Raw genomic sequence first — 13160 nt, 5'->3', positions numbered from 1 at the left:
TTTACATCATGCCTGAGCCTAGTGAAAAATAGAAATCACCTTTTTCTATTAGCGAAATTGACATGTTTAATAACCAACAATTTTCTAAAATCACTATGCTCTTATTTATAGCGCAATTTTCTAGAAATTTAGCGGTTTTAAATAATATAAATCGGCATTGATATAGAACTGCTCTTAAAACAATTCTAATCAATGCCGATTTTTTAGTGTGCTCTTTAAAAATTAGGTTCCTAACTCTTCTTCATGCAAGAAATGAGTATGGTGCGGAGCGCGTTTGGTTTTGCTCCATTCCTCTAGCATTTCAGTTTTCATTTCTTCAGTAATTTTTGCAATTTTTTCTTCAGCATGAGCATCGTTATAAGTCAGTTCTAAACGATGGCCATTTGGGTCAAAGAAGTAAATTGAGTGGAAAATGCCATGGTTAGTCACACCTAAGACTTTCACGCCATTTTCTTCTAAATGTTGCTTGGCAGCCATCAGCGCATTTAAGTCTTCAACTTCAAAAGCAATATGTTGTACCCATTGAGGCGTATTTTCGTCTCGGCCCATTTCTGGTTGAGTTGGCAATTCAAAAAATGCCAAAACGTTGCCTTGACCAGCATCTAAGAATAAATGCATATATGGGTCAAAGGCTTTAGTTGACGGCACATGGTCTTCAGCAAAAGCTAAAATAAAGTCCATATTGAGCATTTTTTTATACCACTCAACAGTTTCTTTCGCATCCTTACAACGATATGCAACGTGATGTATTTTTTTAATGGCAAATGTCATATTAAAACTCCTTTTTACTATTCCCAATCTGGTTGTTGTTCTGGCGCCGCGTTATAAAAGGCTGGGATAGACAAACAATGGTGATAAATCGATTCAATTTTTGGAAACGCAGATAAATCAATCTTGAAGCGTTTCGCGTTGTAGACTTGTGGAATCAGGCAGCAATCAGCAATTGTTGCTTGTTGTCCAAAGCAAAATTGTCCATTTGAATCTTGAAGTTGCTGCTCGAGATTTTGAAAGCCTTCAATAATCCAGTGCTGATACCAATAATTTTTCTGCTCATCTGAAACATTTAAGTCATTTTTTAAATATTTCAGTACGCGTAAGTTGTTTAACGGGTGAATATCACAAGCGATTGCTTGGGCAAAAGCGCGAACTTTTGCTCTCTCTTGCACATCACTTGGAAGTAGTTTGGTTTCTGGATATTGCTCATCTAGATATTCCAAAATACTTAACGATTGAGACAAGGTTAAATCGCCGTCAATTAAAGTCGGAACTAGAGCACTACGGTTTAACTTTAAATAGTCTTCGCTTTGCTGTTCGTTTTTCACCAGATGAACTGGAACAGTCTCATAAGCTAAACCTTTAATGTTTAGACCGATACGTACTCTGTAGGCTGCAGAGCTACGAAAGTAACTATACAGCTTCATAGTCAGGCTCCGAAGTTTCTGCAAAATCGAAATTTAATGCAGGAAGGACTGTATTTCGAACTTCACCGAAGCCAATGCGAATACCATTTTTCTCACAATGACCTTTCATGATCAGGGTATCGCCATCTTGCAAGAAACCACGAGTTTCGCCATTGGCAAGTGTTAAAGGCTTGGTGGTGTTCCATGTAAGCTCAAGCAAGCTACCATACGAATCTGGTGTAGAACCTGAAATGGTACCTGAACCCATTAAATCGCCAACCTGAACATTACAGCCGCCAATGGTGTGGTGAGTAAGCTGTTGAGCCATAGACCAATACATATATTTAAAATTGGTTTTGCAGATCACGTCAGCTTGTGCCGATTTCGGGCTTTGAATTTCAACACTCAAATTAATGTCGTAACTGTTGGCGATATTTTCTTGTAAATAAGCTAAAGGTTTAGGCTCTTGTTTTGGACCCTCAACTTTAAATGGCTCAAGTGCTTCAAGTGTGACTACCCAAGGTGAGATGGCACTGGCAAATGATTTTGAATTGAATGGACCTAGAGGCACATATTCCCATTGCTGGATATCGCGTGCTGACCAGTCATTGAGTAATACCATTCCAAAAATATGATCCCACGCATTTTCAATCGAGATCGGTTGACCAAGCGCCGTTGGCTTACCAATAACAAATGCTGTTTCAAGTTCAAAATCGAGTTTACGCGATGCAGAAAAAACTGGGCGCTCTTCATTTGGAAGTTTAATTTGTCCAGATGGACGCACGACTTGAGTGCCACTGACTACCACAGAACTAGCACGACCATTATAACCAACAGGCAATTCAGTCCAGTTTGGCAGTAAAGCATTTTTAGGATCGCGGAACATACAGCCTACATTGGTGGCATGTTCTTTAGAAGAATAGAAATCGGTATAACCAGGTACTTGAAGTGGTAAATGCAACGTAACGCTGTCTTGCTTAACCAAAACTTCCTGACGCAATGCTTCATTTTCTTGAAGCGTTAAATTTTCAACCGAGAGAAGAGACTGTAGTGTCTTACGAACTTTTGACCAGTTGGCTTTGCCAGACTCGATAAATTTATTGAGTGTTGGCTGGTTAAAATATGTGTCTTGTTCTGAAAGTTTTAAAAGACCGTGCTTTTCAAGAGCAGCGAGATCAATCACCCAATCACCAATAGCTACACCAACTTGACGCTCACTTTCGTTAGCTCTGCTAAAAACACCGTAAGGCAAATTATGAATAGTGAAATCTGATTGAGGTGAAACTTCAATAAAAGAGTTTAGTTTTTGTTCCATTTTCGCTTCCTTGTCTTTATCTCGGGTCTTATACAAATAAAAGTTCGGTCTAGGACTGAGCTACTCAATAAGTTTTAACCTTTGCTTAGATCATCTTTTGTCTTATGAGTTTGATATAGACCGAGCACAACCAATTGCTTCAAGTCTCTATAATACTGAATTCATCAAATTACGCAATACATAATTTAATTACACATTTCATAATAATTGTCATTTCTTGTATTTTCTGTTTTCATTCGCGCTTATGAGAAAAGTCACGCAATTATTTTTTTCATGAATCTCTATGAAAATCTGATCAATTTATGATATACGTAATTTATTGGAAAAAAATTACGTGACACGGATGAGAATAATCATATGTCAGCACAAGAGCAAGGAAACCTGAAACATGGTTTGAGTAATCGGCACATCCAGCTTATTGCATTGGGTGGGGCGATTGGCACAGGGCTTTTTCTTGGTATATCACAATCGATTAAATTAGCAGGTCCATCGGTCATCCTCGGTTATGCCATTGCAGGATTTATTGCTTTTTTAATGATGCGTCAGCTTGGCGAAATGGTGGTAGAAGAGCCAGTCAGTGGATCTTTTAGTCATTTTGCCTACAAATATTGGGGACCATTTGCAGGGTTCATGTCAGGATGGAACTATTGGGTACTCAATGTACTCGTCTGTATGGCAGAACTAAGCGCAATTGGTCTTTATATTCAATATTGGTGGCCGCAAATTCCGACGTGGGCGTCTGCTTTAGCCTTCTTTGTCTTAATTAATGGCATTAATTTGCTACACGTTAAGTTTTTTGGCGAAATGGAATTTTGGTTTTCTATTGTCAAAATCTTAGCAATTCTTGCAATGATTGGCTTTGGTTCATATTTACTTGCAACAGGTACAGCAGGTCCACAGGCAAGCATTTCGAACCTTTGGGCACTTGGTGGTTTCTTCCCATTTGGTGTTGAAGGCTTAGTAATGGCAATGGCAGTCATTATTTTTGCTTTCGGTGGTATTGAGCTTTTCGGTATTACTGCAGCTGAAGCACGTGACCCTGATAAAACTTTACCTAAAGCTGTGAATCAAATTATTTACCGTATTTTGATTTTCTATATTGCGACGCTTTTTGTTTTATTCTCGCTATTCCCATGGAACCAAATGGCACAAGGCGGAAGCCCTTTTGTGATGGTATTTGCTTCTTTAGATAGCCAAGGCATTGCAACGTTATTGAACTTTGTCATTTTGACAGCAGCGGTTTCAGTTTATAACGGCACAAGTTATTGCAGTAGCCGTATGTTGTTAGGCCTTGCGCAACAAGGAAATGCACCAAAAGTATTTGCACGTATTAATAAACGTGGTATTCCAACCAATGCAGTGATCCTTTCAGCGGCAGTCACTATTTTATGTGTACTGTTAAACTATATTTTCCCTGAAAAAGCATTTGGTTTACTCATGATGCTCGTGGTTGCAGCGATTGTAATTAACTGGGTAGTAATTTCATGGACGCATTTAAAGTTCCGCAAATATATGCAGCGCCAAGGGCAAACAACGAAGTTCCCAAGCTTTATGTATCCGTTTAGCAACTATTTATGCATATTATTTATGCTTGGCATTTTGATCGTGATGTCTTTAACACCAGATATGCGTGTTGCGGTCATGATGATTCCTGGCTGGATCTTGTGTTTGATGGTGGCTTACCAATTTAAACGCCGAAAATTAAAAGCTGAGCAGTCTGTACCTGCCTTAGAAGCAGATATTTAATAAATTATTGAGTTGTATCTAAAAAGGACGTCTGACAGGCGTCCTTTTTTTATTTTTAAAATTTAGCAACAGAAATTAAAGGATTTTATTATTGTTATAATATAACATTTCATTAATTTAATGATGAGCAATTTTCCCATTTTTGGTGAAGATAGAGCATATTTATGAAGCGTTATTTCGGTTTAATTTTATTATCTCTCACAGCATGTAGCACTCAAACACCCAAGCCAACAACCCCTCTGCATACCCAAACACCTTTACCTCAACCTACAAAACCAGTGGTCAAAATAAAGTCTCAACCCGAGGCGTATGTTGCGTGGTTAGCTTCAGCAGACCATCGACAGGCTGTACAAGCTTACAAGCAATTTCTTAAGCAAAAGGGACTTGCAGATTTAGTGCCAGACCATGAATTATTAAGCTCAGCTCGAGATTGGCAAAAATGTGGAGTTGAGCCTTATGCGGTGCCACCACGGGAGATTTGGTCCAATATTGTTCCGACGCTTAGTATTTTAAAAGCGTTAGTTGAGGATGGCGTAATTAATGATTTTGAAGTGACTTCGGTCTACCGGGCGTTGTCTCTAAACCGCTGTGCAGGTGGTGCTGATGCTTCCCGACATGTCTTTAATGCAGCGCTTGATTTTAGAATTGGCCCAGAACAGCCGAGTGATTTAGACCAGTTTAATATTCAACAAACCAAAACCAAACTTTGTCAGTTTTGGGCCACAAAAGGCCAAGCGCTTAATATGGGACTAGGTGTTTATGCTTCAGGACAAATCCATATTGATAGCCAAGGATTCCGTGCATGGGGGCCTGACCATCACTACAAAACCTCAATTTGTCAGGGACTATAAAAGCAATTTTTTCAACGACTAAGTAAATTGATTTAAATAAAAGCGAAATAAAAACTTGATCAATAGTTATGTTATAACATAACATTATTTTGGTTTAGAAATAGATTACGCCTGTGATCTGGCCATACCTAGATGGCCAGCCATGATCAGTTTAAATATTATTCGAAGAGATCAAGCCATGCGCACTGCAATCGCCAACTCATTTGCCAAGCTTCCCGTCACTGTTTTATCAGGCTTTTTGGGTGCAGGAAAAACCACATTACTCAACCATATTTTAAATAATCGCGAAGGCCGCCGTATTGCCGTGATTGTCAATGATATGTCTGAGGTGAATATTGATGCGGCATTAGTACGCGAAGGTGGGGCAGAGCTTTCAAGAACGGATGAAAAGCTGGTTGAAATGAGCAATGGTTGTATCTGTTGTACGTTACGCGAAGATTTATTGGTTGAGGTGAGACGTTTAGCTGACGAAGGGCGCTTTGACCAATTGGTGATTGAGTCGACAGGCATTTCTGAACCGTTACCTGTGGCAGAGACGTTTACCTTTGAAGATGAAGATGGAAACTCACTCAATGAGTTCGCTCGACTCGACACCATGGTCACGGTAGTCGATGCTTTTAATTTCTTTAAAGATTACAGTTCAGTTGACTCCCTACAACAACGTGGCGAATCATTAGGTGAGCAAGATGAAAGAACTGTAGTCGATCTTCTTATTGATCAAATCGAGTTTTGTGATGTAATCGTGCTGAATAAAATTGATTTGATTGATCAGGCTCAGCAAGACCAGCTTATCGCAATTTTAAAAACATTAAATCCGCGTGCCCGAATTGAAATTGCTCAATTTGGAAAGATTGCCTTAGATAAAATCTTAGATACACAGCTCTTCGATTTTGATGAAGCTGCACAAGCACCAGGTTGGTTAAAAGAGTTACGCGGCGAGCATACCCCTGAGACTGAAGAATATGGAATCAGTAGCTTTGTTTACCGTGCGCGTCGACCTTTCCATCCAGAGCGTTTTTATGATTTGGTTCAGGCTGAATGGCCGGGAGTCGTGCGTTCTAAAGGCTTTTTCTGGTTGGCTGCCGAACCGACATTGGCCTATTCATGGTCACAAGCAGGTGCAATGGCTCGACACGGCTTGGCAGGTTATTGGTGGGCCGCCGTTGCAGAAGAAGACTGGCCGAGTGACCTAGCCAGCATTGAAGAAATTAAGAAAAATTGGGATGCACGCACAGGAGATGCACGTCAGGAACTGGTTTTAATTGGTATGCAAATGGATGAGCAAGCTTTAATACAACGCTTGGATCGCTGCTTGTTAAGTGATGAAGAAATGGCTTTAGGACCACAAGTTTGGCAGAACTGGCCTAATCCTTTTAAACAAGAAGATGAAACCATGTTGATCGCTTAATTAAATAAGCCCCTATTTTAAAGGGGCTTATTTTTATGATTTGTCTTTAATAAAAACCTTTCGAATGTAGCTGTTAAGCGGTGTGGAATAATATTTTTCAATCGCTGCGCTGATGATAAAAGTCAGAACCAAATAGCCAATTAAAAGCATAATTTTGATGCTAGAGTCGGTTTGGGCCGGAATAAAAGCAACCTTCATAAGGCCCAATACAACCAGATGAAACAAATAAGTTTCGTAACTTCTTTGCCCTAACCAGACCATCACTTTGGTAAATAGGTTATGCGCTTGCGTTTCGGAAGGATGCTGAAAACACAAAATGAGTAGACCTGTAGCAAAAGCAAATAAGCTGATACCCCATGTACTGACTTCTTTAATTGGTGCATATAAATATAGAGCGGTCATACTCAAAATAATTAACCATGAAAGAGGTTTTTTATAGGGCCAATTTGGCTGATATTTATGAGAGAAAATGGCAGTTAAACAGCCAATTGCTATACCATCAAAACTTGAAAAATAATGATATAAGTAGGCACCGCTTTCTTCTCCAAAATGCAAAGACCTAAAATAAGGCCCATATAAAATTACGCCAATTAGTACAGCAACAAAGACCTTATTACTACGCGTAAGTAAGCACAATAATGGAAAAACAAAGTAAAAAACTTCTTCTACAGAGAGCGACCACAGCACTCCCAAAGCGTAGTTTACCCAACCAAATTTAATAATCAGGATATTCATCCAGAAGGTTAAGGCTGCAAATATGGTTAAAGGATAAGAGACCTCAATGCCATTCGGTGCTTGGTTCATAAAGGGTTTTAAGTCAAATGAACCAAGTATGCTTACCCCTAAAATAAGTAATATCAGACACGGTAAAATACGCGCTGCGCGTCGGATATAAAAATGCTTGAGGTTAATTGCGGAAAATTGTTTATCTCTTTTTAAGGTGTGATGAGTAATTAAGAACCCCGAAATTACAAAAAACATGGTCACGCCATAATTTCCGTTTCTTGCGATGACTGTGCTAAATGCTTCACCTAAGAAGTCAAAACCTAACCATGTATCTTTGAGTTTATAGGGAATATTAAAATGATGTAAAAGAACCAAAAGGATAGAGATTCCTCGAAGAATATCTATTTTATAATTACGCATTCGATGTGCTTCCAGTTTTATTAATATACTGTGTGGCAGAAGAATACTATCGATCAGTTATTTTAAATAAAAATTTTAAGCATCATTTCGTAAACCCGAAAGGATAATATTTTTATATTCTTGGATAGGGCACAGGCTTAGCAGACACAACTATTAAATAAATATTGATAAAATCCTAATATATTTGAATTTCTCTACATAAAACTTTAAATTAGCTCTTACGAACTATGTTTATTTTTTAAACTTTTACAATCTATTTATTTCATAAATTAACATGTTGTATGTGGTTGTATATACATAGCATGTCAACTAAAATACTTTTTTGCCTGCCGCCTTTTTGAGTATTTGTTATGCCCAGAACATCAAAACAAGAACATGCTGAGCTTTCGATTGAAGCTGATAGTCCAGTTCCTTTATATCAACGCGTAAAACAGCTGATTTCACAAAAGATTTATGAAGGCTCGTGGGCTGTAAATAAAAAAATTCCTTCGGAAAGTGAACTAGTTAATCAACTTGGCTGTAGCCGTATGACGGTAAACCGTGCGCTACGTGAGTTAACAACAGAAGGCTTACTCGTTCGAATTCAGGGCGTTGGTTCTTTCGTAGCTGAAGGGCAAGGCCGAACTGCACTTTTTCAAATTAATAATATTGCCGATGAGATTATTGCACGAAACCATAAGCACCACGCTGAAGTTTTAGTCTTAGAACAAATTTATGCAAATGCAGAGCAAAGCGTGTTAATGCAGACTCGTGAAGGGCAAAGATTATTTCATTCGATTATTGTGCATTATGAAAATGATGTACCTGTTCAGGTCGAAGATCGTTTAGTTGATGCAGCACTGATTCCAGATTATTTAGAACAAGATTTTAAAACCATTACCCCGAATGCTTACCTCATGGCAAAAGCACCTGTGTCAGAAGGTGAGCATATTGTTGAGGCAGTTTTAGCATCTCCTCAAGAGTGTAGGTGGTTAAAGATTACCAAAGCTGAACCATGCTTACTGATCCGTCGCCGTACATGGTCAAACAAACAACTCATTTCAAGTGCGCGTCTGATTTATCCGGGTAGCCGCTACTATCTCGAAGGGAAATTTAACCCATGATTGAATTGATCAGGGCCGATCAATATACAAAAATGCTTTGGAAAAATGGTGCAGGTTTTACTTTAGAAATTGCCAGAAGCCAAGGTGAAGCTGATTTCGATTGGCGTATTTCGATGGCAGATGTGACCACTTCTGGGCCATTTTCGCTATTTCCCAATAAGCAGCGCATTATTAGCGTACTCGATGGACAGGGTATGGTATTGCATGTCGATGATCTTCCTGCCAAAACGCTGAACCAAGGTGATATTTTTGCTTTCCATGGCGAGAGTCAGGTCCAAAGTGAACTGGTCGACGGTGCAATTCGAGATTTAAATTTAATTTATGATCCTGCAAAGTTTCATGCTCGTTTTCAGTGGTTGAATGATACAGCGGAGCAGGCATTTATCAGTTCGGCAGACCTGATTTTCATTTTTAATCAGGGTAGTGAAACGGAAGTGAACGTTGATGATCATTCCGTTCAGCTTGCTGCTCAAGAAACACTAAAAATTGAGAAAAACGCTGGCGTGACATCGATTAGTTTTCCCAAAAAACAACTCAAAAGCTGCTATGTCATGGAGCTAATTCAACGTTAAAACTTAAGTAATTTGCTTATTCAAAAGCACATGTCTCGTGAAAAGATATGTGCTTTTTTTATGCTTGATATAAAAATAAACTAATTTAATTCATAAGCTTATTCAATTTTATTAAAAAAATATCAGTCACCCTCTTCACGCCGAAAAATATTTGTGTAGTATATGGATGTATATACAAGTTAATACATTACTATACAAATGCAGAAACAAGTGATGTTCTGCTGATGTAAGCTCAAAGGAAGGAGTCCGCCTGTGACAACAATGACAACAAAATTTCGTGATGTAGAAATTCGTGCGCCACGCGGCACTGAATTGACGGCTAAAAGTTGGTTAACTGAAGCTCCATTACGTATGTTGATGAATAACCTTGATCCGGACGTTGCAGAAAACCCGAAAGAGTTGGTTGTATACGGTGGTATTGGCCGTGCAGCACGAAACTGGGAATGTTTCGACAAAATTATAGATACTTTAAAAAATCTTGAAACTGATGAAACGTTATTAGTTCAATCAGGTAAGCCAGTAGGTGTATTTAAAACTCATAAAGATGCACCACGCGTTTTAATTGCAAACTCAAACCTTGTACCGCACTGGGCAAACTGGGAACACTTCAACGAATTAGATGCAAAAGCTTTGGCGATGTACGGTCAAATGACAGCAGGTTCATGGATCTACATTGGTAGCCAAGGTATTGTACAAGGTACTTATGAAACTTTCGTTGAAGCAGGCCGCCAACACTACAACGGTGATTTAAAAGGCCGTTGGGTTCTTACCGCAGGTTTAGGTGGTATGGGGGGCGCTCAGCCTTTAGCTGCAACACTTGCAGGTGCGTGTTCTTTAAACATCGAATGCCAACAAGCAAGTATCGATTTCCGTTTACGTACCCGTTATGTAGACGAACAAGCGACTGATTTAGACGACGCTTTAGCACGTATTGACCGTTATACAAAAGAAGGTAAAGCAATTTCAATTGCGCTTCATGGTAACGCTGCTGAAATTTTACCTGAGCTTGTACGCCGTGGTGTACGTCCAGACATGGTGACTGACCAAACAAGTGCGCACGATCCCCTTAATGGCTACTTACCAGTAGGTTGGACTTGGGATGAATACCGTGCACGTGCGAAAACTGAACCAGAAGCTGTTGTAAAAGCTGCAAAACAGTCGATGGCGAAGCACGTACAAGCGATGCTTGATTTCCAAAAAATGGGTGTTCCAACATTTGACTATGGCAACAACATCCGTCAAATGGCGAAAGAAGAAGGTGTAGCAAACGCTTTTGATTTCCCAGGCTTCGTACCTGCATACATTCGTCCATTGTTCTGCCGTGGTATTGGTCCATTCCGTTGGGCAGCGCTTTCTGGTGATCCAGAAGACATTTATAAAACAGATGCCAAAGTTAAAGAGTTAATTCCTGATGATGAACATTTACATCACTGGTTAGACATGGCACGTGAACGTATTAGCTTCCAAGGCTTACCAGCGCGTATTTGCTGGGTTGGTTTAGGCTTACGTGCAAAACTTGGTTTGGCATTTAACGAAATGGTTCGTAGCGGTGAATTATCAGCTCCAGTTGTGATTGGTCGTGACCATTTAGACTCAGGTTCGGTTGCAAGTCCAAACCGTGAAACTGAAGCAATGCAAGACGGCTCAGATGCAGTATCAGACTGGCCTTTATTAAACGCGTTGCTCAATACGGCAGGCGGCGCAACTTGGGTGTCTTTACATCACGGTGGTGGTGTAGGTATGGGCTTCTCTCAACACTCAGGCGTTGTGATTGTGTGTGATGGTACAGATGAAGCTGCTGCACGTATTGCTCGCGTACTGACCAATGACCCTGCAACAGGTGTTATGCGTCATGCCGATGCAGGTTATGAAATTGCGATTAACTGTGCGAAAGAGCAAGGCCTACACTTGCCAATGATCACGCAATAAAAATACACGGAAGAACTAGCGGTGCTTTTTGCAATTGTGAAAAGCACCGTCTCAGCAGAATATAGTGCAAAAAATTAGGAAGCCAACATGGAATTATTAATCCAACCGGGAAAACTGACCTTAGCCGATTTACGTCAAGCCTACCTCAACCCGATCAAAGTTAAATTAGATGAAAGTGCTTCATCTGCAATTAATGCAAGCGTGGCTTGCGTTGAGAAAATTGTAAATGAAGGACGTACAGCTTACGGCATTAATACAGGCTTTGGCTTACTTGCTTCAACCAAAATTGCTCCTGAAGATTTAGAAAAGTTACAACGTTCATTGGTTCTTTCACATGCCGCAGGTGTTGGTGAAGCACTCGATGATGCAATGGTTCGTTTAATTATTCTATTGAAAGCAAATAGCTTGGCGCGTGGTTTCTCTGGTATTCGTCGTAAAGTGATTGATGCTTTGTTGGCCTTAATTAATGCCGAAGTTTACCCACACATTCCACTTAAAGGTTCAGTCGGTGCTTCAGGTGACTTGGCACCACTTGCACACATGTCTTTAGTGTTACTTGGTGAAGGTAAGGCGCGTTATAAAGGTGAATGGTTACCAGCAGTTGAAGCTTTAAAAGTTGCAGGCTTAGAACCGATTTCTTTAGCAGCTAAAGAAGGTTTAGCACTTTTAAATGGTACACAAGTTTCAACCGCTTATGCTTTACGCGGCTTATTTGAAGCGGAAGATTTATTTGCAGCTGCAACAGTTTGTGGTGGCTTAAGCGTTGAAGCAATGCTGGGTTCACGTGCACCATTCGATGCTCGTATTCACGAAGTACGTGGTCAACGTGGCCAAATTGATGTGGCTGCGGCTTATCGTGATCTATTAACAGACTCGAGTGAAATTGCACATTCACACGAAGACTGTAGCAAAGTTCAAGACCCATACTCTTTACGTTGCCAACCACAGGTGATGGGCGCATGTTTAACCCAAATCCGTCAGGCTGCTGAAGTATTAGAAATTGAAGCAAATGCTGTATCTGATAATCCGCTTGTTTTTGCTGAACAAGGTGACGTGATTTCTGGTGGTAACTTCCATGCAGAACCTGTTGCAATGGCGGCTGATAATTTAGCATTAGCAATTGCAGAAATTGGTTCATTGTCTGAACGTCGTATTTCAATGATGATGGACCGTCACATGTCGCAACTTCCACCGTTCTTGGTGGCAAATGGTGGTGTTAACTCGGGCTTTATGATTGCTCAGGTAACCGCTGCTGCTCTTGCAAGTGACAACAAAGCGCTTGCTCATCCAGCAAGTGTTGATAGCTTACCGACTTCTGCCAACCAAGAAGACCATGTATCAATGGCTCCGAATGCGGGTAAACGTCTTTGGTATATGGCTGACAACGTCCGTGGCATTTTAGCTGTTGAATGGTTAGGCGCTTGTCAGGGTCTAGACTTCCGTGAAGGCCTAAAAAGCTCGCCTAAACTTGAACAAGCTCGTAAAATCTTGCGCGCTCAAGTGCCTTACTACAGTGAAGACCGTTTCTTTGCTCCTGATATTGAGCAAGCAAGTGAATTACTCTCAAGCGGCTGCTTAAACGAGTTAATTATTCCAAAACTACTCCCTAGTTTATCTGAAGTGTGATTGATAAAACGGTCACATGGAGTGGCCGAATCTAACTAAATATCCTCAAGGATTGGAGATTATA

Annotated in this window: 11 protein-coding genes; 7 read left to right on the top strand and 4 right to left on the bottom strand. The window is 40.1% G+C overall.

Annotated features, from left to right (window positions below):
* Positions 1-222: 222 nt before the first annotated feature.
* From J580_RS17110 to fahA, 3 genes are read right to left on the bottom strand one after another with little or no spacing between them, the layout of a single operon-like run.
* Entirely contained in the window at positions 223-771 is a 549-nt protein-coding gene (locus J580_RS17110) for a VOC family protein (RefSeq protein WP_002119119.1), read from the bottom strand.
* Between the two features lie 17 nt (positions 772-788).
* On the bottom strand, positions 789-1421 hold the full coding sequence (maiA, locus tag J580_RS17105; RefSeq protein ID WP_014207986.1) for a maleylacetoacetate isomerase: 633 nt from the start codon (positions 1419-1421) through the stop codon (positions 789-791).
* The gene (gene fahA, locus J580_RS17100) at positions 1408-2715 is read right to left on the bottom strand and encodes a fumarylacetoacetase (RefSeq protein WP_032005048.1); all 1308 of its coding nucleotides are present in this window, start codon (positions 2713-2715) and stop codon (positions 1408-1410) included. The genes maiA and fahA overlap by 14 nt, the downstream gene beginning before the upstream one ends.
* Before the next feature lie 357 nt (positions 2716-3072).
* Between fahA and J580_RS17095 the strand changes: the two genes are divergently transcribed.
* The 3 genes from J580_RS17095 to zigA all read left to right on the top strand — a co-directional run bounded on the left by J580_RS17095 (position 3073) and on the right by zigA (position 6720).
* On the top strand, positions 3073-4461 hold the full coding sequence (locus J580_RS17095; RefSeq protein ID WP_017481869.1) for an amino acid permease: 1389 nt from the start codon (positions 3073-3075) through the stop codon (positions 4459-4461).
* A gap of 164 nt (positions 4462-4625) precedes the next feature.
* On the top strand, positions 4626-5312 hold the full coding sequence (locus J580_RS17090) for a D-Ala-D-Ala carboxypeptidase family metallohydrolase (RefSeq protein WP_002119139.1): 687 nt from the start codon (positions 4626-4628) through the stop codon (positions 5310-5312).
* 142 nt (positions 5313-5454) lie between these two features.
* Positions 5455-6720: a zinc metallochaperone GTPase ZigA gene (gene zigA, locus J580_RS17085; RefSeq protein ID WP_081403693.1), complete on the top strand. Its 1266-nt coding sequence runs from the start codon at positions 5455-5457 to the stop codon at positions 6718-6720.
* A gap of 33 nt (positions 6721-6753) precedes the next feature.
* Here zigA and J580_RS17080 read toward each other — a convergent pair whose 3' ends face one another.
* Complete coding sequence (locus J580_RS17080) at positions 6754-7866, bottom strand: acyltransferase family protein (protein ID WP_032005046.1); 1113 nt, start codon at positions 7864-7866, stop codon at positions 6754-6756.
* Between the two features lie 350 nt (positions 7867-8216).
* Between J580_RS17080 and hutC the strand changes: the two genes are divergently transcribed.
* The 4 genes from hutC to hutH all read left to right on the top strand — a co-directional run bounded on the left by hutC (position 8217) and on the right by hutH (position 13096).
* Complete coding sequence (hutC, locus tag J580_RS17075) at positions 8217-8969, top strand: histidine utilization repressor (RefSeq protein WP_032005045.1); 753 nt, start codon at positions 8217-8219, stop codon at positions 8967-8969.
* Positions 8966-9541: a HutD family protein gene (locus J580_RS17070; RefSeq protein WP_032005044.1), complete on the top strand. Its 576-nt coding sequence runs from the start codon at positions 8966-8968 to the stop codon at positions 9539-9541. The genes hutC and J580_RS17070 overlap by 4 nt, the downstream gene beginning before the upstream one ends.
* A gap of 261 nt (positions 9542-9802) precedes the next feature.
* Entirely contained in the window at positions 9803-11470 is a 1668-nt protein-coding gene (gene hutU, locus J580_RS17065; RefSeq protein ID WP_081403692.1) for a urocanate hydratase, read from the top strand.
* Between the two features lie 87 nt (positions 11471-11557).
* A complete protein-coding gene (gene hutH, locus J580_RS17060) occupies positions 11558-13096 on the top strand; it encodes a histidine ammonia-lyase (RefSeq protein ID WP_000421598.1) in 1539 nt (512 codons plus the stop codon).
* Positions 13097-13160 lie beyond the last annotated feature (64 nt).

This window comes from Acinetobacter sp. 1542444 (genome assembly GCF_000581835.1).
In the GTDB taxonomy this organism is placed as follows: domain Bacteria; phylum Pseudomonadota; class Gammaproteobacteria; order Pseudomonadales; family Moraxellaceae; genus Acinetobacter; species Acinetobacter pittii.
The sequence above is the reverse complement of the archived record's forward strand: the minus strand, read 5'-3'. Positions and strand labels throughout refer to the sequence as shown.